The sequence below is a fragment of the Achromobacter sp. NFACC18-2 genome, assembly GCF_900108985.1.
GTDB lineage: Bacteria > Pseudomonadota > Gammaproteobacteria > Burkholderiales > Burkholderiaceae_B > Achromobacter.
This window is the reverse complement of the sequence record NZ_FNYM01000005.1, coordinates 39,958-60,351: the sequence shown is the minus strand read 5'-3', so window position 1 is coordinate 60,351 and position 20,394 is coordinate 39,958. Positions and strand designations below refer to the sequence as shown.

At 68.1% G+C, this 20,394-nt stretch carries 19 protein-coding genes; 11 read left to right on the top strand and 8 right to left on the bottom strand.

The annotated features are described in order from the left end of the window. Positions 1–79 precede the first annotated feature (79 nt). On the bottom strand, positions 80–712 hold the full coding sequence (gene mog / locus BMW75_RS09040) for a molybdopterin adenylyltransferase (RefSeq protein WP_092578730.1): 633 nt from the start codon (positions 710–712) through the stop codon (positions 80–82). A 291-nt stretch (positions 713–1,003) separates the two neighbouring features. On the opposite strand from mog, the gene BMW75_RS09035 reads away from it, so the two are divergent. The 4 genes from BMW75_RS09035 to BMW75_RS09025 all read left to right on the top strand — a co-directional run bounded on the left by BMW75_RS09035 (position 1,004) and on the right by BMW75_RS09025 (position 4,558). Beyond that, on the top strand, positions 1,004–2,128 hold the full coding sequence (locus tag BMW75_RS09035; RefSeq protein WP_092578728.1) for a D-alanyl-lipoteichoic acid biosynthesis protein DltD: 1,125 nt from the start codon (positions 1,004–1,006) through the stop codon (positions 2,126–2,128). Further along, on the top strand, positions 2,125–2,250 hold the full coding sequence (locus tag BMW75_RS29850) for a hypothetical protein (RefSeq protein WP_256381719.1): 126 nt from the start codon (positions 2,125–2,127) through the stop codon (positions 2,248–2,250). The genes BMW75_RS09035 and BMW75_RS29850 overlap by 4 nt, the downstream gene beginning before the upstream one ends. A 79-nt stretch (positions 2,251–2,329) precedes the next feature. After that, the gene (locus tag BMW75_RS09030; protein ID WP_092578726.1) at positions 2,330–3,805 is read left to right on the top strand and encodes an inorganic phosphate transporter; all 1,476 of its coding nucleotides are present in this window, start codon (positions 2,330–2,332) and stop codon (positions 3,803–3,805) included. A gap of 96 nt (positions 3,806–3,901) precedes the next feature. After that, complete coding sequence (locus BMW75_RS09025; RefSeq protein WP_092578724.1) at positions 3,902–4,558, top strand: DsbA family protein; 657 nt, start codon at positions 3,902–3,904, stop codon at positions 4,556–4,558. 16 nt (positions 4,559–4,574) lie between these two features. Here BMW75_RS09025 and BMW75_RS09020 read toward each other — a convergent pair whose 3' ends face one another. From BMW75_RS09020 to BMW75_RS09010, 3 genes are all read right to left on the bottom strand, one after another. Continuing rightward, a complete protein-coding gene (locus tag BMW75_RS09020) occupies positions 4,575–5,186 on the bottom strand; it encodes a glutathione S-transferase family protein (RefSeq protein ID WP_092578722.1) in 612 nt (203 codons plus the stop codon). A gap of 106 nt (positions 5,187–5,292) precedes the next feature. Beyond that, entirely contained in the window at positions 5,293–5,607 is a 315-nt protein-coding gene (locus tag BMW75_RS09015) for a chaperone modulator CbpM (RefSeq protein ID WP_092578720.1), read from the bottom strand. A 2-nt stretch (positions 5,608–5,609) separates the two neighbouring features. Further along, positions 5,610–6,551, bottom strand: a complete 942-nt coding sequence (locus BMW75_RS09010) for a DnaJ C-terminal domain-containing protein (protein ID WP_092578718.1) — start codon at positions 6,549–6,551, stop codon at positions 5,610–5,612. Between the two features lie 215 nt (positions 6,552–6,766). Between BMW75_RS09010 and BMW75_RS09005 the strand changes: the two genes are divergently transcribed. The 7 genes from BMW75_RS09005 (at position 6,767) to fabI (ending at position 14,067) form a co-directional block, all read left to right on the top strand. Beyond that, positions 6,767–7,252: a GNAT family N-acetyltransferase gene (locus BMW75_RS09005; protein WP_092578716.1), complete on the top strand. Its 486-nt coding sequence runs from the start codon at positions 6,767–6,769 to the stop codon at positions 7,250–7,252. Between the two features lie 70 nt (positions 7,253–7,322). After that, positions 7,323–7,652, top strand: a complete 330-nt coding sequence (locus tag BMW75_RS09000; protein WP_092578714.1) for a DHCW motif cupin fold protein — start codon at positions 7,323–7,325, stop codon at positions 7,650–7,652. A 104-nt stretch (positions 7,653–7,756) separates the two neighbouring features. After that, positions 7,757–8,389, top strand: coding sequence for a glutathione transferase (gene yfcF / locus BMW75_RS08995; RefSeq protein ID WP_092578712.1), 633 nt, complete (start codon positions 7,757–7,759; stop codon positions 8,387–8,389). Positions 8,390–8,571: 182 nt separating this feature from the next. Next, positions 8,572–11,106 (top strand): DUF3141 domain-containing protein, encoded by a 2,535-nt coding sequence (locus BMW75_RS08990; protein ID WP_092578710.1) that lies wholly within the window; start codon positions 8,572–8,574, stop codon positions 11,104–11,106. Further along, positions 11,103–12,047 (top strand): phosphate acetyltransferase, encoded by a 945-nt coding sequence (locus BMW75_RS08985; RefSeq protein ID WP_076516039.1) that lies wholly within the window; start codon positions 11,103–11,105, stop codon positions 12,045–12,047. The genes BMW75_RS08990 and BMW75_RS08985 overlap by 4 nt, the downstream gene beginning before the upstream one ends. A gap of 65 nt (positions 12,048–12,112) precedes the next feature. Then, positions 12,113–13,297, top strand: a complete 1,185-nt coding sequence (locus tag BMW75_RS08980; RefSeq protein WP_092578708.1) for an acetate/propionate family kinase — start codon at positions 12,113–12,115, stop codon at positions 13,295–13,297. After that, positions 13,294–14,067, top strand: coding sequence for an enoyl-ACP reductase FabI (gene fabI, locus BMW75_RS08975; RefSeq protein ID WP_092578706.1), 774 nt, complete (start codon positions 13,294–13,296; stop codon positions 14,065–14,067). Before BMW75_RS08980 ends, fabI begins: the two co-directional genes overlap by 4 nt. A gap of 26 nt (positions 14,068–14,093) precedes the next feature. Here fabI and BMW75_RS08970 read toward each other — a convergent pair whose 3' ends face one another. The 4 genes from BMW75_RS08970 to tkt form a co-directional block, all read right to left on the bottom strand. Beyond that, positions 14,094–15,782 carry a SulP family inorganic anion transporter gene (locus tag BMW75_RS08970; RefSeq protein WP_092578704.1) on the bottom strand — a complete coding sequence of 563 codons (1,689 nt, stop codon included), beginning with the start codon at positions 15,780–15,782 and terminating at the stop codon, positions 14,094–14,096. A gap of 208 nt (positions 15,783–15,990) precedes the next feature. Continuing rightward, positions 15,991–17,187 carry a phosphoglycerate kinase gene (locus BMW75_RS08965; RefSeq protein WP_092578702.1) on the bottom strand — a complete coding sequence of 399 codons (1,197 nt, stop codon included), beginning with the start codon at positions 17,185–17,187 and terminating at the stop codon, positions 15,991–15,993. A gap of 93 nt (positions 17,188–17,280) precedes the next feature. Further along, complete coding sequence (gap, locus tag BMW75_RS08960) at positions 17,281–18,291, bottom strand: type I glyceraldehyde-3-phosphate dehydrogenase (RefSeq protein WP_076516049.1); 1,011 nt, start codon at positions 18,289–18,291, stop codon at positions 17,281–17,283. A gap of 15 nt (positions 18,292–18,306) precedes the next feature. Next, on the bottom strand, positions 18,307–20,343 hold the full coding sequence (gene tkt, locus BMW75_RS08955) for a transketolase (protein ID WP_092578700.1): 2,037 nt from the start codon (positions 20,341–20,343) through the stop codon (positions 18,307–18,309). Positions 20,344–20,394 lie beyond the last annotated feature (51 nt).

Genomic DNA, 20,394 nt, shown 5'->3' with positions numbered 1-20,394 from the left:
CGGGGCGGCCAACTATACCGCACGGTCCTTGCCGCCCCCGGGCGGGGACCGGCCGCCGGCGCGGGGTTCAAGCCGGGGTTCACGCCTTTTCAGGGCGGCGGGCGGACTTCGGACGGAAGGCCGCGATGACCTCGGGACGGGTCTCGGCGTAGGGACCGCCGATGAGGTCGATGCAATAGGGAATGGCGGCGAAGATGCCCGGCACCAGCACGGCGCCGTCGTCCCCTTTCAGCCCTTCGAGGGTCTCGCGAATGGACTTGGGCTGGCCGGGAAGGTTCACGATCAGGGCCGCATGGCCGTCCGTTTCGCGGATGACGGCCACCTGCCGCGACAGGATGGCCGTGGGCACGAAGCGCAGGCTGATCTGGCGCATCTGCTCGCCAAAGCCCGGCATTTCCTTGGTGCCGACGGCCAGGGTCGCCTCGGGCGTGACGTCGCGCCGGGCCGGGCCGGTGCCGCCGGTGGTCAGGACGAGATCGCAGCCGCAGCGGTCGACCAGTTCGATCAGGGTGTCGGAGATGCGCGCGGGCTCGTCGGGAATCAGCCGGTCCACCGCCTGCCAGGGCGAGACCAGCGCGCCGCCCAGCCACTCGCGCAGCGCGGGCAGTCCCTGATCCTGGTAGGCGCCGGTGGAGGCGCGATCGGAAATGGACACCAGGCCGACGATCAGTTCATCGGGATGGCTGCGGACGATACGGGCAATGTCGGTCATGGCGAAAGAATGAGGTTCTGGCGATGAAACGCCGCGGCGGCGGCGGCGGGCGGCGCGGTCGGTCGTGGGATACCTGCCTGGATGCCCTGCCGGGCACCGGGCGGGCGCGCGACATCGATGCTATCGCATTCCTTGACCGGGCACGTCCGCCCTTCCCCCCTGCCGGGTGTGGCAAAAAGGGGAATCGGCGCGCCGCCGAGGGTTTCCCGCGCTTGTTCGGGCCGGGGACGCTGGATAACATCCGCTAACAATCCCGCCCCGTTCGTGGCGCGGCGCACTATCGGATTTCCCATGTTCAAACGCACTCTCGGGCAGCATGCGCTCGCCGCGGCGCTGGCCCTGTCCGTTGCCGCGGCCGCCGGCTGGGCGGCCGTGCACCTGCTGGCCCTGAAGACAGAGGCGGTGCCCGCCGCCGCGCCAGGCATCTATATCCCCAATCTGGGCAACACGCTGGACGAGCAGACCCGCAACCTGTCGCGCCTGAGCCAGGCGCTGCGCACGGGCGACCGTCTCGTGATCCTGGGGTCGTCCGAACTCACCAGCAACGATCTGCGCTTCGTGCCGTACCGCTACCTGGCCGACGAACTGCAAATGCCCGTGCTGGCCTACGGCCATTCGGGTTTTCAGTCCCTGGGCATGCAGTTCGTGCTGGCCGCGCTGGCCGATGACCTGTCGCCGGCGTCGCGCGTGGTCGTGATGCTGTCGCCCGGTTGGTTCGACGGCGTCGGCGGGCTGGGACCGGACGAGTTCAAGGAGCATGCCAACCCGCTGCTGCCGCGCCTGATGCGCCAGCCGGAAGGCCGGGCTGAAGTCCTGCGATGGCTGGATGCGAAGGCCGACGCCGGGGTCTTCTGGTCCATGGCGGCCGAGCAGGCGTATGTGTTTCGCCAACGGCTTGCAAGCCTGTGGGCGCCGGCCCACGCCGCGCCCGCCCCCGAACCGGAGCGCGAGGGCCCGCCGGCCGCCGCCCGCGTGGTGGACTGGGACGCGCTGGCGGGCGAGGCGCAGGCGGCCGAACAGGCGCTCATGCAGGACAACCGCTATGCGGTGCGCGACGAGTTCTTCAACAAGTACCTGCGCGCCATCCCCGAGGGCGGCAAGACCGCCTACCAGCCCCAGCCGCTGACCGGCCGCGATGAGCTTCGCGAGCTCGCCGCCCTGATGGCGCTGCTGCACCAGCACGGGGTCGAGGCGCTCTTCGTGATGCAGCCGCTGCATCCCATGGTGTTCAAGGATCTGGACCGCTTCGAGCCCATCCAGCGACAGGTGGCCGACCTGTGCCAGCGCTACGCCATGCGCTGCATGGACATGTACGACGCCCCCTTCGAGGTGGGCACGCTGCGCGACGTCCAGCACCTGGGCGAACTGGGCTGGCTGCGCGTCAACCAGAGGATCGCCGAGGAGTTCCGCCCATGAAAAGAACGCTCTGGCTCTGCCTGCTGTATCTGGGCCTGCTGGCCGTGATGATGATCCAGGCGGACACCTCCGCCAATCTGGGTAAGCCCATGGAGATCGAATTCCAGTATTCGAAGTTCTGAATAAGGGCCTGGTCATTCAGGGACAGGTCACAAATCTGCAATAATCGGGGCCTCTCGCCGGAACCTCGCCCCCTTCCCCATGTTCGACCTCTTCCATGGCCTAGACCTTTGGGTCGGCCTCAGCCTCGTGCTGGCCCTGACCTTCGTCCTGGCCTTCGAATTCATCAACGGCTTTCACGACACGGCAAACGCCGTCGCAACCGTCATCTATACCAAGGCCATGCCGCCGCACCTTGCGGTGGTCCTGTCCGGAATCTTCAACTTCCTGGGCGTGCTGCTGGGCGGCGTGGGCGTCGCCTACGCCATCGTCCATCTGCTCCCCGTCGAATTGCTGATCAACGTGGATACCGGCCGCGGCCTGGCCATGGTGTTCGCCATGCTGGCCGCCGCCATCGCCTGGAATCTCGGCACCTGGTATTTCGGCATCCCGGCATCCAGCTCGCACACCTTGATCGGATCGATCCTGGGCGTGGGCCTGGCCAACGCGCTCATTACCGATCTGCCCCTGGGGGACGGAGTGAACTGGGGCAAGGCCATCGACATCGGCCTGTCGCTGGTGGCCTCGCCCATCGCCGGCTTCATGGTGGCGGGCGTGCTCCTGCTGGCGCTCAAGCGCTGGCTGCCCCTGTCCAAGATGCACAAGACGCCCGAGCAGCGCCGCGCCATCGACAACAAAAAGCATCCGCCGTTCTGGAACCGCCTGGTGCTGGTGCTGTCGGCCATGGGCGTGAGCTTCGTGCACGGCTCCAACGACGGCCAGAAGGGTATCGGCCTGATCATGCTGGTGCTGATCGGGATCGTGCCGGCCAACTTCGTGCTGGACACCCACAGCACCACCTACCAGATCGAACGCACCCGCGACGCCGCCAACCACCTGCTGGTGTTCTATCAGCGCAATGAAGCGCTGCTGGGCGATTACCTGGCACTGCGCCGCGTCGACATACAGGAAGACCTGCCCGCCAATTTCCGCTGCGATCCGACCCTGACGGTGCCGACCATCATGGCGCTGCAGAACGACCTGCACGGCGTGGCCAACTACGCCGACCTGTCGGCCCAGAAGCGCATCGACGTGCGCCGCTACCTGCTGTGCCTGGACGATACGGCCAAGAAGGTGGCTCGCCTGGAGGGCCTGCCCGCGCGCGAAGCCGCCGACCTGCAGCGCCTGCGCGCGGACCTGACCGCCACCACGGAATACGCACCGTTCTGGGTGATCGTGGCCGTGGCGCTGGCGCTGGGCGCGGGCACCATGGTGGGCTGGCGCCGCGTCGTCCTGACCGTGGGCGAAAAGATCGGCAAGCAGGGCATGACCTACGCGCAGGGCATGTCGGCGCAATTGACCGCCGTGGGCGCCATCGGACTGGCCAACGTCTTCAGCCTGCCGGTATCGACCACGCACGTGCTGTCCTCGGGCGTGGCGGGCACCATGATCGCCAATAAAACCGGCCTGCAGGGCAACACCGTGCGCAACATCCTGCTGGCCTGGGTGCTGACCCTGCCCGCGTCCATGCTGCTGGCCGCCGGCCTGTTCTGGATCGGCGTGCAGATCGCAGGCTGATCGCCCGGCCGTGCAGGCAATCTGCACGGCCGCTGCAACACTCTGGGTATCGCGCCGGCCTATGCGCCCGCGCCGGGCGCCGTCTACCATGGCGCCATGACGACCTCTCTTCCCACTCTGCATTATGTTTTTGATCCGCTCTGCGGCTGGTGCTATGGCGCCGCGCCGCTGGTGGAGGCCGCCCGCGGCATTGCGGGCCTGTCCATCGAGCCCCACGGCGGCGGCATGATGACCGGCGCCAACCGCCAGCCGGTCACCGAGGCCCTGCGCCGCTACGTCATGCCGCACGACGAGCGCATCGCCGGGCTGACGGGGCAGCCGTTCGGTCCGGGCTATTTCGACGGCCTGCTGCGTGACGGCGGGGCCGTGTTCGATTCCGAACCGCCCACCACGGCCATCCTGGCCGCGCAGACAATGGCGGGCCGCGGCCTGGACCTGCTGCGCCGGATGCAGCACGCGCACTATGTGGAAGGCCGGCGCATCGCCGACCCGGCGGTCCTCAGGACGCTGGCAACGGACATCGGCCTGGACGCCGGGGCCTTCGAAGCGGCGTATGCGGCCGCGCAGGGTGCCGAGACGGCCGCGCACATCGCCGCCAGCCGCCGGCTGCTGGCCCAGGTGGGCGGCACGGGCTTTCCCACGCTGGCGCTGGAGCAGGGCGGCGTCTACACCTTGCTGGAACCCAGCCGCTACCTGGGCCGTCCGGAACAATGGCGGGACCACCTGCAGGCGCGCATCGCGGGCCCGCGCTGACTTCGCGCGCCGGGCGTCAGGACTCTTCGATGTCGCCGTCGCGCTGCAACGCGCGGTGCATGGCCGGGCGGTCGCCCAGCCGCTCGACGTAGGCGGTGAAGACGGGCGTTTCGGGCACGACTTTCATCTGCATCATGTACTGCAGCGAGCCGCCCAGCACGATGTCGACGGCGGAAAACTTGTCGCCCAGGAAGAAGGGCCGCGCCTGCAGCACCCGGGCCAGCACCTGCTCGACCTCGTCCGCCGACCCCCACCCCAGCGCCGCCTGGTGCGGCGTCTTGTAGGCCCGCTCGACCATGGCCGGCTCGAACACGCCCGTGGAATAGGCCAGCCAGGTCAGGTAGGGGCCGCGCTGCCGGTCGCCGATGAGCGGCCCGAGGCCCGCCTCGGGGTGCAGGTCCGTCAGGTACAGCGCGATGGCCGGCGTCTCGAATACGGGCACCCCGTCATGCACCAGCGCCGGCACCTTGCGATGCGGATGGATGTCGATGTAATCGGCCGGCATGTGCCCCGTGCTGTCGTGGCCGCGGATCGACACCATTTCGGTGTCGTAAGGCACGCCCAGTTCCTCGAGCAGCCACAGTATCCGGAACGACCGCGATCGCGGCGCGTGATAGAGCGTAAGCATGGTCGGACTCCTTGGGGGGATCGGACCATTTTGCCTTGCGGATCGCTACGCCGCCAAGGCCAGCAATATCCCGTAGCCCGCCATGCCGGGCGTTGGCCGCGTGCCCTCAGGGCAGCCCCCCCAGCGCCCGCAATTGCGCCCTGAGGCGGCGCACCTCCTGGCTCAGGTCCAGGATGAGGGCCACGGCATCCAGCCCCGCGCCAAAGTCGCGTTCCAGCCGCCGCGCGTGCAGGGCGCGCTGCAGGTCCACGCTGTAGAAGCGCCATTCCGACGGGCCGCCGCCGCTGGCGTTGACGATGCCCACTTCCACCAGCCGGGCCACCCATTCCACTTCCGCCCCGCAGGCGCGGGCAAGGTCGTCGGCGCTGAGCGGTTGCGACTTGCCCACGACGGTGGCGCTGGCGATCACGATCTTCTTCATGGTCAGACCCCCAGGTTGCGGCGCGGGTTGAAGGGCAGGTCCTGCTGCAGCTTGCGGTAGGCGGCCTTGGCGGCGTCGCTGTCGGCCGGCGGCAGGACCAGGTCCAGGACCAGGTACAGGTCGCCGGGCGGATCGCCCGGGATGCCGCGCCCCCGCAGCCGGAGCTTGCGGCCGTTGCCGGACCCCGGCGGCACCGACACCTCGACCGTGCCTGCGGGCGTGGGCGCCTGGACATGCGCGCCCAGCGCGGCTTCCCAGGGCGCGACCGGCAGCGTCATGTAGAGATCGCGGCCATCGGCGCGATAGCGCGGGTGCGGCTTGAAGCGCACTTCCAGGTACAGGTCGCCGTTTTCGGCGCCGCCATAACCGGGCATGCCTTGTCCGACCAGCCGGATGTACTGGCCTTCGCGCACGCCAGCCGGGATCCTGACGCTGAGCGTGCGGCTCTGCATCTGCGGCCGGCCCTGGGCGTCCATCTGCATGGAGCGCAGGCTGATGTCGCGCGTTGCGCCCTTGAACGCGTCTTCCAGGTCGACTTCGATGGCGGCGTGGTGGTCTTCGCCGCGCGCGCGGAACTCCTGCTGCCGCGCCCCGCGCCGCCCGCCGTGGCCACCGAACAGCGACGAAAAGAATTCGCTGAATTGCGCTTCGTCGCCGGGCGCCGCGCCGCGGTGGAATTCGAAGCCCTCGTCCCAGCCCGGCGGCGGCTGGAAGCCCCCATCGGGTGATACGCCCGCCGCCAGGTTGTCATAGGCCTGGCGCTTTTCGGCGTCGCGCAGCACGTCATAGGCCTCGTTGACGTCGCGCATGCGCGACTCGGCATCGCTTTCCTTGCTGACGTCGGGGTGATATTTGCGGGCCAGCTTGCGGTAGGCCTTGCGGATGTCGTCGTCGGACGCGCCCTGTTCCACCCCGAGAATGCTGTAGTAGTCCTTGAACTCCATGTTCCAGCTCACGTAGAGGGTTGAGGCCGCGTCCGGCACAGCCGGATCCGGCCTTGAATAGCCAAAAGATAGGGGCTATGGACCGATTTTTCAATGCAATTTGCCAGGTTGGAAACGGCGCATAATGGTCGGTTTGGCGCGCGTCCGCCCCGGTCGCGCCGCTTCCCGACATCATCCATCGCGGGCCCCGCGTGCCCGCGCGAAGGAAACCGAACGTGCTGGACATCATCGACGTCAACTTCAACGACCCGGAACACGGCCGCCAGGTGCTGGCCATGCTGAACGAATACGCCAGCGGACCCATGGGCGGCAACACGCCCCTGCCCGCCCATGCGCAGGCCAACCTGATCGCGGAACTGGCCCGCCGCCCCACCGCCCACGCCCTGCTGGCCCGCGTCGATGGCCAGGCCGCCGGCGTGGCGATCTACCTCGAGGGATTCTCCACCTTTGCATGCCGTCCGCTGCTCAACCTGCACGATCTGGCGGTAGCGCCGGCGTTCCAGGGCCGCGGCGTGGGCAAGCAACTGCTGGCCGCGCTGGAGGACCGGGCGCGCCAGATGGGCTGCTGCAAGATCACGCTGGAAGTGCTGGAAGGCAACGCCGTCGCCCAGGGCCTGTACCGCAAGCAGGGCTTCGAGGGCTATGCGCTGGACGAGACCACCGGGCGCGCCATGTTCTGGCAGAAAAAGCTGGCCGCCTGAATGGCGTAGTATGTGTTTTCTGTTTTCGCCCCGGATGACCGGGGCCAGCACCCACACCGCAGGAATCACGATGAAGATGAGCAACATCCCCTTCGGCACCACCGACTGGTCCGAAGTGGAACGCACCGAACACGCCGGCGACACCGGAATGGCGTACTGGCGGACCCGCCATTTTGGCGATCTTCGGGTACGCATGGTGGAGTACACGGCCGGCTACCTGGCTGACCACTGGTGCACCAAGGGCCATATCCTGTTCTGCCTCGAAGGCGAACTGCACACCGAGCTGGAAGACGGCCGCCAGTTCGTGCTGACGCCGGGCATGAGCTACCAGGTGGCAGACCAGGCCGAACCGCACCGCTCATCCACCGCCACCGGCGCCAAGCTTTTCATCGTGGACTGACGCGCCGGCGCGACACGTCCGGGTTGCCGTTGCGTTACGCTTTGCAAACGCAGGCGCCCCGCGCAGCCTGACCATACGTTACCCGCCTGACCCGGAGACAAGCCTTGGGCGCCCCGATTACGCTATACGTCGACTCCCTGTTCCTCAGCCCCTTCGCCATGTCGGTCTATGTGGCGCTGACCGAAAAGCGCCTGCCGTTCGAAGTGCGTCCCATCGACCTGGACGCCGGCGAGCAGCGCATGCAGCCGTTCCAGTGCCGCGCGCTCACCTCGCGGGTGCCGGCCATGACGCACGCGGATTTCAACCTGACCGAATCGAGCGCCATCGCCGAATACCTGGACGAAGCCTTTCCCGCGCCCGACCACGCCGCCCTGTTTCCGGCCGGCCTGCGCGAGCGCGCCCGCGCCCGCCAGCTCCAGGCCTGGCTGCGCAGCGACCTCACGGCCCTGCGCCAGGAACGCCCCACCGAAACCGTGTTCTACGGAGAAGCCGGCCAGCCCCTGTCCGACGCCGGCCATGCCGCCGCGGCCAAGCTGATCCTGGTGGCCAGCCATCTGGTGGGCGTCCACCAGACCACGCTGTTCGACGAGTGGTGTATTGCCGACACGGACCTTGCGGCCATGCTCAAGCGCCTGGAGCAGGACGACCTGCCGGACACCCTGCGCGCCTACGTCGATGCCCAGTGGCAGCGGCCGGGCGTGCAGAAATGGCTGGAGCACAACGCCGCCGCCCGCTGACCCGATTGAAGCGGCTCAACCGGAAGCGGGCCGATCCGGCCCGGCTTGACGCCGCGCAAGCGATCGGATGTTGCACCGCAGCATCCATTGCGGTGTAATGGGGAGGTCAACTCCGCCGGTTCCACTGGGACCGGCTTGCCAGGCGGCGCTTTGCCGCCGGCAGCAATTTACAGGAGATCGCCATGGCCGGATCCGGCACCGATCACACACCCGTCCCGTCCTTCAACCCCTGGACGGCCGCTTATGAATATGCGGTGGACGCCTGGCAGCGCGGCGTGCTTTACGCTGACGTGATGCGCCAGCGCGGCAATCAGTACCACGATCACATGGCCAAGCGCGCGCCCAATGTGCTCAGCATGGAATTTGAGCTGGTGCTAGACGGCCGCGAGCTGCCGCGCCCCGTCAACTACGGCCTCTTGCGCATCACGCCCCCGGAGGGCGTGGAAGTGGACCCGATCAAGCGCCCCTTCCTGGTGGTGGACCCGCGGGCCGGCCACGGGCCGGGCATCGGCGGCTTCAAACCCGAAAGCGAAATCGGCGTCGCCGTGCGGGCGGGACACCCCTGCTACTTCGCGACGTTCCTGCCTCAGCCCATGCCCACGCAGACCGTCGAAGACGTGATGATGGCCGAGGCCCGCTTCCTGGAAGAAATCATCGCCCTGCACCCCGACGCGGAAGGCAAGCCGGTCGTCGTGGCCAATTGCCAGGCGGGCTGGCAGATCATGATGACCGCCGCCGTCCATCCCGAGCTCTTCGGCCCCATCATCGTGGCCGGCGCCCCCCTGTCGTATTGGGCGGGCTGGCGCGGTATGAACCCCATGCGCTATGCCGGCGGCCTGCTGGGCGGAAGCTGGCTCACCGCGCTGACCAGCGACCTGGGCAACGGCAAGTTCGACGGCGCCTGGCTGGTGCAGAATTTCGAGAACCTGAATCCGGCCAACACCTTGTGGTCCAAGCAGTACAACCTGTACTCCAAGGTCGACACCGAGGCCAGCCGCTACCTGAGCTTCGAAAAGTGGTGGGGCGGCCACGTCTTCCTGAATGGGCCCGAGATCCAGTACATCGTCGACAACCTGTTCGTGGGCAACCGCCTGGCCACCGCAGGTCTCGTGACCTCCGACGGCATCCGCATCGACCTGCGCAACATCCGCTCGCCCATCGTGGTGTTCTGCTCCAAGGGCGACAACATCACCCCGCCGCCCCAGGCGCTGGGCTGGATACCCGACCTGTATCAGAACGAGGCCGAAATCCTCGCGCACGGCCAGACCATCGTGTACGCCGTGCATGAAAGCATTGGCCACCTGGGCATCTTCGTGTCGGGCAGCGTGGCCCGCAAGGAACACCAGGAATTCACCTCCAACATCGACATGATCGATGTGCTTCCGCCGGGCATCTACGAAGCCGAAATCGTCGACAAGACGCCGGATACGCCCAACGCGGACCTCGCCTTCGGCAACTATGTCCTGTCCTTCGAACAGCGCAAACTGGACGACGTGCGCGCCATCGTCGACCGCAACGAAGAAGACGACCAGCGCTTTGCCGCCGTGGCCCGCATTTCCGACATCAATCTCGGCATGTACCGCAGCTTCGTGCAGCCGTGGCTGCGCGCCATGGTGACGCCGCAGTCGGCCGAATGGATGCAGCGCATGCATCCGCTGCGCCTGCCCTACGAACTGATCTCCGACCGCAATCCGCTGATCGCGCCGGTCGCCAAGGTGGCCGAACAGGTGCGCGAGAGCCGTCAGCAGGCCTCGCCCTCCAATCCCTTCCTGGTCGCGCAGGAGATGTTCTCGAACATGGTCGAGACCGGCCTGAACATCTGGCAGGAAATGCGCGACTCGGCCGACGAACGCGCCTTCATGGGCATCTACGGGTCGCCGGTGGTGCAGGATCTGGCCGGCCTGGGCGCCAAGTCCGGTCCGCCGCGCAAGCATCCCGGGGTGTCCCCGGAGCATCGCCGCTTCATGGAACAGCGCGCCGCGGAACTGCGTTCGATGCTGCAGGAAGGCGGCCTGCGCGTGGCCGCGATCCGCATGCTGCTGTATGTCTCGGGCGCCGAAGGCGGCCTGGACGAGCGCAGCTTCGCCCTGATCCGCAAGATGCGCGCCGAAGCCGACAACGCGCTGACCCTTGAACAGTTCAAGGACGTCATCCGCGAACAGGCCCTGATGATGACGCTGGATTCGACCGCCGCGATCCAGGCCATGCCGCACCTGCTGGAAGGATCGACGGCGGCGGAAATCCGCGCCGGCCTGGACGCCATGAAGAGCGTGCTGGAAGCCGCCGAGCCGCTCAGCGACGCGGCGCGTGAAAGCCTGAACGACATGGAGCGCATCTTCGAAGCGGCCGAGCGGCGCGCGCAGCGGCGCGAACAGCCCCAGCCGGTGGCCCGCCGGCGGACCGCCAAGGCGGCCGATGCGGGCAACGGCGCGCAGGATGCGGCCGAGACCGTGAACGGCAACGCGGTCGACGAACTGGTCCAGGCTGCCGCGCAGGTGCCGGCCAAGACGGCCAGACAGCACCCCGCCGCGGCCCGCAAGGCGGCTAACGGCGCCTCACCGGCCAAGGGCGCCGAGAAACCGGCGGCCAAGACCGCGGCCAAGAGCCGGTCTGGCAGCGCGGCCAAGACGTCCGCCAAGACGGCCGCCAGCACACCGGCGCGGCGCGCTGGCGGCAAGGCGGCTTCCCGCCAACCTTCGAAGGCCAAGACATCATGAGCCTGCCCACCTCCACGCACTACGACAAACTCATCGCGCGCGCCCAGACGCTGGAGGCGACGCCCTGCGCCATCGCCCATCCCTGCGACGAACCCTCGTTGTCGGCGGCGCTGGAGGCGCGCGACCTGGGCCTGCTCAAGCCCATCCTGGTCGGCCCCGAAGGCAAGATCCGCGACACCGCCGCGCAGTTCAAGCTGAACCTGGGCGATGCGCGCATCGTCGATGTGCCGCACAGCCACGCGGCCGCCGAAGCCGCCGTGGCGCTGGTGCGCAGCGGCGAGGCCGCGCTGCTGATGAAGGGCAGCCTGCACACGGACGAACTGATGCACGAGGTGGTGGCGCGCACCACCGGCCTGCGCAGCGGCCGCCGCATCAGCCACGTGTTCATCATGGAAGTGCCGACCTACCCGGAACCGCTCTTCATCACCGACGCGGCCATCAACATCTTTCCCGACCTGGAAACCAAGGCTGACATCATCCGCAACGTGATCGACCTGCATCGGGGATTGGGGCTGGGCGAGCCGCGGGTGGCGATCCTGTCGGCGGTGGAACAGGTCACCCCCAGCATCCCCAGCACCATCGAGGCCGCAGCGCTGTGCAAGATGGCCGACCGCGGCCAGATCTCGGGCGGCGTGCTGGACGGCCCGCTGGCGCTGGACAACGCCATCAGCCCGGACGCGGCGCGCATCAAGGGCATCCGGTCGCCCGTGGCCGGGGTGGCGCAGGTGCTGGTGGTGCCCGACCTGGAGGCCGGCAACATGCTGGCCAAGAACCTGACCTTCCTGGCGAACGCCGAGGCCGCCGGCATCGTGCTGGGCGCGCGCGTGCCCATCATCCTGACCAGCCGCGCCGACAGCCCGCGTTCGCGCCTGGCCTCGTGCGCGGTGGCGGCGATCTACGCCCACCACCTTGCCCAGGAGCAGGCCAAGCCCCTGGCCTGACAGCAGGCCCCCTGCCCGCTCGCGCGGGCTCCGAGCGACTTGTCTCAACGTGGAAGCACACCGCCATGAGCGACACCATCCTCGTCATCAACGCCGGCAGTTCCAGCATCAAGTTCTACCTGTACGACATCGACGACAAGCACGCGCTCGCGCCCAGGCTGGGCGGCCAGCTGGAGGGCATCGGCACCACGCATCCCCGGCTGCGGGTGCGCGACGCGGCGGGGCAGGCGCTGGTGGAGCGCGACATCGCGCCCAGCCATGCCCCCGACGTGCCCAACGCGCAGGAAGTCGTGGGCACCTGGCTGAGCGGCCATCTGGGCGGCGCGCCCCTGGCCGTGGGGCATCGCGTGGTCCACGGCGGGCCCGACCTGTCCGAGCCCGTGCTGGTCGATGACGACATCCTGACCAGGCTGGCCGCCTTCACGCCGCTCGCGCCGCTGCACCAGCCCAACAACCTGGCGCCGATCCGCGTCATCCGCGAGCGCCGGCCGTGGATTCCGCAGGTCGCCTGCTTCGACACGGCGTTCCACCGCAGCCACTCGGACGTCGCCGACCGCTACGCGCTGCCCGAGCGCCTGTACCTGGAAGGCGTGCGCCGCTACGGCTTTCACGGCCTGTCGTACGAGTACATCGCGCAGCGCCTGAAGCAGGCGTTGCCGGACATCGCCATGGGCAAGATCATCGTCGCCCACCTGGGCTCCGGCGTGTCGGCCTGCGCCATGCACCAGGGCAAGAGCGTGGACAGCACCATGGGCTTCACGGCGCTGGAGGGCCTGCCCATGGGCACCCGGCCGGGGCGCCTGGACCCCGGCGTGGTGCTCTGGATGATGGAACAAGGCATGAGCCACGATGAGATCGAGCACATGCTGTATTACGACTGCGGCTTGAAGGGCCTGTCCGGCATCAGCAACGACATGCGCGAGCTGCTGGCCAGCGATGCGCCATCGGCCAAGCGGGCGCTCGAATACTTCGCCTGGCGCGTGGCCGAAGGCATGATCGGCCTGGGCTGCGCCATGAACGGCATCGACGGCATCGTCTTCACGGCGGGCGTCGGCGAAAACTCCGCCGAGATCCGCCAGGCGATCAGCCAGCACTGGGGCTGGCTGGGCATCAAGCTGGACCCGGAACGCAATGCCCGGCACGGACCGCGCATTTCCAGCGACGACAGCCGCATCGGCGTGTACGTGGTGCGCACCAACGAAGAACTCATCATCGCGCAACACACCCTTGCCCTCGTGAGGCAGCAATGAGCGCGCACCTGCCGCTCGCGGGCAAGCGCGGCCTGGTGACGGGCATCGCCAATGCCGATTCCATCGCGTGGGGCTGCGCCAAGGCGTTTCGCGCGATGGGCGCGGAACTGGCCGTGACCTACCTGAACGACAAGGCGCTGCCCCACGTGGCGCCGCTGGCGCAGCAGGTGGACGCCCCCTTGCTGATGCCGATGAACCTGCTGAACGACGGCGAGCTGGAAGCCGTGTTCGACCGGATCGCGGCCGACTGGGGCGCGCTGGATTTCGTGCTGCACTCCGTGGCCTACGCGCCGCGCGACGACCTGCACGGCCGCGTCACGGATTGTTCGCGCGCGGGCTTTCTGCAGGCGATGGACGTGTCGTGCTGGTCCTTCATCCGCATGGCCCACCTGGCCGAGCCGCTGATGGCCCGCGGCGGCACGCTCTTCTGCATGAGCTATTACGGCTCGCAGATGGTCGTGGAGCACTACAACATGATGGGGCCGGTGAAAGCGGCGCTGGAATCGGCCACGCGCTATCTCGCGGCGGAGCTGGGGCCGCAAGGCATTCGAGTGCATGCGATTTCGCCGGGACCGCTCAAGACGCGCGCCGCCTCCGGCATCGCGGAATTCGACACCATGCTGGACCGCGCCCAGGCCAAGGCGCCCGCGCGCAGCCTGGTGTCCATCGACGACGTGGGCGAAGCCACCGCGTGGCTGGCCACCGATGCGGCGCGTTTGATGACGGGACAGACGCTGTATATCGACGGCGGCTATCACATCATTGACTGACCGCCCGGCCCGTCCTGGCCCGCCGATCAGGCCAGCGTGTCGGGCGCATCCTGGCGCCATCGTTCGATGGCTTCGACCGCCTGCTCGGGACTGCCGAAGATCTTGTTCTGGCCGATCTTGTTGACCAGGCCCGAGCGCTGCAGCGCCTCGCGGAACTTGCCATGCCCGCCCGCCACCACCAGCGTGATGCCGCGCTCGTCCAGCACGCGCTTGAGTTCGTACAGCGCCTCGACCGCGTCGGCGTCGGCCTGGGTCATGGCTTCGGCATCCAGCACGAACCAGCGCACGGCGCCCGCCTGCTCGATGACCTCGCGCGCCCGCCGGCGGAAGGCGTCGGCGTTGAAGAACCACACCGAGGACTCGAACAGCCAGATCACCACGCCGGGCACGGGCCGGGCCTCGGGGTTCAGGTGCAGCTTGCCCAGCACGGTTTCACCGGGCAGGCGGCCCAGCAGCGCATCGCGGGGATTGCCCGACACGTACATGGCGTACAGCAGCGTCGCCCCCACCGATACGGCCACGCCCTGCAGCACGCCGAACCCCACCACGCCCACCGCCGCCAGCACGCCGAAGGCCAATTCGATCCGGGATATCCGGGCCAGCCGCTTGAAGGCCTGCCAGTCGAACAGGCTGGCCGCGGCCAGCAACAGAATGGCCGACAACGCGAACTGCGGCAGCCAGTACAGCGGCGCGCTCAGCAGGCCCACCACGACCGCCAGCGCGGCGGCGGCGCTGATGCTGACCAGCGGCGACGAACCGCCGGCCACCAGTCCCACCGCCGTGCGCGAATCGGCGCCCGTCACGACGTAGCCCTGGAACAGGCCGGCCGCGACGTTGGCCGCCCCGAAGCCCACCAGTTCACGGTTCGGGTCCACGTGTTCGCCCGTGCGGGCCGCAAAGCTGCGCGCCGTCACGATGCCGCTGGAAAAGCTGACGACCAGCACGCCCGCGGCCCCCAGCAGGACCCCGTCCACGTTGTCCAGACGCACCGGCAGGCTGAGCGCCGGCAGCCCGGCCGGCACGTCGCCCACCACGGCAATGCCCAGCGCCGGAAAATTGAATAGCCACGACAGCAGGCAGGTCGCGACCACCAGCAGGATGGGGGCAGGCCACGCGGGGCGCCAGCGTTTGACGGCCACCAGGAATACGCACGACGCCACGCCGAGGAACAGTGTGGGCAGCCGGATCTCGGACAGCCGCTGCGACAGCTCCAGGAAGGGATTGATCAGGCCGCTGTTGCGCAGTCCCACGCCGGTCAGACCGCTGAGCTGCGACGTGGCCAGCGTGATCGCCACGCCCGCCATGTAGCCAATGAGCACGGGCCGCGACAGCAGGTTGGCCAGCACGCCCAGGCGCAGGACGCGCGCGATCAGGCAGCCCACGCCCACGGTCAGCGCGATGGCGGTGGCGCCCAGCAGGCGGTCTTCGGGCGTGGTCAGCGCCATGCCGGTCAGGGTGGCGGCGATCAGGGTGCAGGTGGCGGTGTCGGGGCCCACGATGAGGGTGCGCGACGACCCGAAGAAGGCGTAGGCGAGCATGCCCGCGATGGCGGCCCACAGGCCGGCGACGGGCGGCACGCCCATCATGGCGGAATAGGCCAGGCCGACGGGCAGCGCCACGGCGGCCACGCTCAGGCCCGCGGCGACGTCGCGACGCGCCGACTCACGGGAAATGCCCTGGAAGTTGGCCAGGCCGGGAATAAAACGGAAGTTCATGGTGCTGCGGGACGACCGGAAGAAGGGACTCCCGCAAGGCGCGGGTCGACCGCCTAGCCTACACCAACCCGATCGCACGGCGTGCGCGGGAAATCAAGACAATGGCATTGCAAGGGTGTCTGACACCCGTTCCGGTGTCTGACACCCTTGCGCGGGCCCCGGCATCACGCCGGCATCCCGGGGGTGTCAGACACCTTCCGCGGGCAGATCAGCCCGCGGCGCGGGCTTCCAGCACGGCCACGGCCGGCAGGGTCTTGCCTTCCAGGAATTCCAGGAACGCGCCGCCGCCGGTCGAGATGTAGCCGACCTGCTCGCCGATCTTGTACTTGGCGATGGCGGCCAGCGTGTCGCCGCCGCCCGCGATCGAAAAGCCTTCGGAATCCGCGATGGCGCGCGCCACCACTTCCGTGCCGTGGGCGAACTGGTCGAACTCGAACACGCCCACGGGGCCGTTCCAGACGATGGTGCCGGCCTGCTTCAGGATCTCGGCCAGCTGCGCCGCGGTCTGCGGGCCGATGTCCAGGATCATGTCGTCGTCGGCCACGTCGGTCGCCGCCTTGACGGTGGCCTCGGCGTCGGCGCCGAAGGACTTGGCGCACACCACGTCCACCGGGATCGGCACGGCCGCGCCGCGCTTTTTCATGATGTCGATGACGGCGCGGGCCTGGTCGACCTGGTCGGGCTCGGCCAGCGACTTGCCGATGGACAGGCCGGCGGCCAGCATGAAGGTGTTGGCGATGCCGCCGCCCACCACCAACTGGTCGACCTTGTCGGCCAGCGATTGCAGGATGGACAGCTTGGTCGACACCTTGGAGCCGCCCACGATGGCGACCAGCGGACGCTTGGGCTCGTGCAGCGCGCGGCCCAGGGCTTCCAGTTCGGCTTCCAGCAGCGGGCCGGCGCAGGCCACGGGCGCGAAGCGCGCGATGCCGTGGGTGGTGGCCTCGGCGCGGTGCGCGGTGCCGAAGGCGTCGTTGACGTAGACGTCGCACAGCGCCGCCATTTTCTTGGCCAGCGTTTCGTCGTCTTTCTTTTCGCCGACGTTCACGCGGCAGTTTTCCAGCAGCACGACCTGGCCGTGGTCGACCTGCACGCCGTCGACCCAGTCGCGCACCAGGTGCACGGGCATGCCCAGCAGTTCGGACAGGCGCTGGCCGACCTTGGCGAGCGAATCGGCCTCGGTCAGCACGCCTTCCTTGGGCCGGCCCAGGTGGGACGTGACCATCACGGCGGCGCCGGCGTCCAGCGCCAGGCGGATGCCGGGCACGGAGGCGCGGATGCGGGTGTCTTCGCTGATGCGGCCGGCGTCATCAAACGGGACGTTCAGGTCGGCGCGGATGAACACACGCTTGCCGGACAGGGCGCCGGCCTTGGCCAGCGCGGACAAAGTTTTGACCTTGGACATATTTGGATTCCTTCGGTAGGCGAACAAAGGGGACGAACCCATTTTCCGCAACGGCGGAAAACAAATCCGTCCCCTTATGGACTGGCGGCGTGCTTACTTGGCCGACATCAGCGCGACGGTGGTGTCGAGCATGCGGTTCGAGAAGCCCCACTCGTTGTCGTACCAGGACGAGACCTTGACCAGGCGGCCCGAGACCTTGGTCAGCGACGCGTCAACGGTGCTGGAGGCCGGGTTGTGGTTGTAGTCCACCGAGACCAGGGGTTCGGTGTTGTAGTCCAGGATGCCCTTCAGTTCGCCTTCGGAGGCGGCCTTCAGGATGCTGTTCACTTCTTCGACGGTCGTGTCGCGGCTGGCCACGAAGGACAGGTCGACGATCGACACGTTGATGGTCGGAACGCGGATGGCGTAGCCGTCCAGCTTGCCGTTCAGTTCCGGCAGCACCAGGCCCACGGCGGCGGCAGCGCCGGTCTTGGTGGGGATCATGCTCATCGTGGCCGAACGCGCGCGGCGCAGGTCTTCGTGGTAGACGTCGGTCAGGACCTGGTCGTTGGTGTAGGCGTGCACGGTGGTCATCAGGCCGTTTTCCAGGCCCAGCTTGTCGTTCAGCGGCTTGACCAGCGGGGCCAGGCAGTTGGTGGTGCACGAGGCGTTGGAGATGACGGTGTCCGTCGCCTTCAGCACGCCGTGGTTGACGCCGTAGACGATGGTGGCGTCGACGTCCTTGCCGCCGGGGGCCGAGATGATGACCTTCTTGGCGCCGCCCTTGATGTGCGCGCCGGCCTTTTCCTTGGTGGTGAAAAAGCCCGTGCATTCCAGCACGACGTCGACCTTCAGGTCGCCCCAGGGCAGTTCAGCCGGGTTGCGGTTGGCCAGGACGCGGATCTTGTCGCCGTTGACGACCATGAAATCGCCGTCGACTTCGACGGTGCCCGGGAACTTGCCGTGGGCGGTGTCGTAGCGCGTCAGGTGCGCGTTCGTCTTGGGATCGCCCAGGTCGTTGATGGCGACGATTTCGATATCGTGCTTCTTGCCACCTTCATAGTGGGCACGCAGGATGTTGCGGCCGATGCGACCGTAACCGTTGATGGCGACGCGAATGGTCATGACTAAGCTCCTTTTTTACAAAACTTGCTTGACGGTCTCGGCCACCTTGTCGGCGGTCAGCCCGAAGAACTTGAACAGGGCGCCGGCCGGCGCGGATTCACCGTAGCGGTCGATGCCGACCACGGCGCCTTCCAGGCCGACGTACTTGTGCCAGAAGGCGGTGACGCCGGCTTCGACGGCCACGCGCGGCAGGCCCTTGGGCAGCACGGATTGCTTCCAGGCGGCGTCCTGCTTGTCGAAGACGTCGGTGCTGGGCATGGAGACCACGCGCACAGCGATGCCTTCCTTGGCAAGCTGGGCCTGCGCGTCCAGCGCGATGGCGACTTCAGAGCCGGTGGCGATGATGACGGCGCGGGCGCCGTCGGCGTCGCGCAGCACGTAGCCGCCGCGCGCGATGGCGTCCACGGTGGCCGCGTCGCGCTGCACGAAGGGCAGGTTCTGGCGCGACAGCAACAGGGCCGTGGGGCCGCCGTCATGCACGTCCATGCCGATGCTGGCCGGACGCGTCACGGCGGCGTTCCACGCCACGGCGGTCTCGGCGGTATCGCAGGGGCGCCACAGCGACAGGTTGGGAATCAGGCGCAGGCTGGCCGCGTGTTCGATGGACTGGTGGGTCGGGCCGTCTTCGCCCAGGCCGATCGAGTCGTGCGTGAACACGTGGACGACGCGCTGCTTCATCAGCGCAGCCATGCGGATGGCGTTGCGCGAGTAGTCGGAGAACGTCAGGAACGTGCCGCCGAACGGCAGGTAGCCGCCGTGCAGGGCGATGCCGTTCATGATGGCGGCCATGCCGAATTCGCGCACGCCGTAGTTGATGTGGCGGCCGAACTGGATGCCCTGGTCGCCGGCGCGGACGGCGGCGACGCCCTTCCAGTCGGTGAAGTTGGAGCCGGTCAGGTCGGCCGAGCCGCCCAGCATTTCCGGCAGCAGCGGCGCCAGCGCGGCGATCGCGAATTGCGAGGCCTTGCGGGTGGCGACGGTTTCGCCCTTTTCGAGGGTGGCGGCCAGGAAGGCCTTGAACTGGTCGGCGTAGCCGGCGGGCATTTCGCCCTTCATGCGGCGGGCGAATTCAGCGGCTTCGGCGGGGAATTCGGCGGCGTAGGCGTCAAAGCGCGACTGCCATTCGGCCTGGGCTTGCTCGCCCTGCTTGCGGCCGTCCCAGCCGTCGTAGATGTCCTGCGGAATCTGGAAGGGTTCCGACGACCAGCCCAGCGCGGCGCGCGTGGCGGCGATTTCGTCCTTGCCCAGCGGGGCGCCGTGCACGTTGTGCGTGCCGGCCATGTTGGGCGAGCCCTTGCCGATCACGGTACGGCAGACGATGAGCGTGGGCTTTTCCGATTGCGAACGCGCGGCCTTGATGGCGGCGTCCACGGCGGCGACGTCATGGCCGTCCACGCCGCGGATGACGTTCCAGCCGTAGCCTTCGAAGCGCTTGGCGGTGTCGTCGGCGAACCAGTGCTCGACGTGGCCGTCGATGGAGATGCCGTTGTCGTCGTACAGCACGACCAGTTTGCCCAGCTTGAGCGTGCCGGCCAGCGAGCACACCTCGTGCGAGATGCCTTCCATCAGGCAACCGTCGCCCGTGAAGGCGTAGGTGTGATGGTCGACCAGCGTGTGGCCCGGCTTGTTGAATTCAGCGGCCAGCAGCGCTTCGGCCAGCGCCATGCCCACGGCATTGCCCAGGCCCTGGCCCAGCGGGCCCGTGGTGGTTTCCACGCCCGGGGTGATGCCCACTTCGGGGTGGCCCGGCGTCTTGGAATGGAGCTGGCGGAAATTCTTGAGTTCTTCGATGGGCAGGTCGTAGCCCGTCAGGTGCAGCAGGGCGTAGATCAGCATCGAGCCGTGGCCGTTGGACAGCACGAAGCGGTCGCGGTTGGCCCAGGCGGGATCCTTGGGATTGTGGCGCAGGTTGCAGGCCCACAAGGCTTGGGCGATTTCCGCCATGCCCATGGGAGCACCCGGATGCCCGGAGTTCGCTTGTTGCACGGCATCCATCGCGAGGGCGCGGATGGCATCCGCCAAGGCAAGTTTAGGGGCGGTCGGATTGCTCATTCGGAAGGCTCTTTGAAACTGGCGCGCCTACGTTGGAAATAGGGCCAGTTG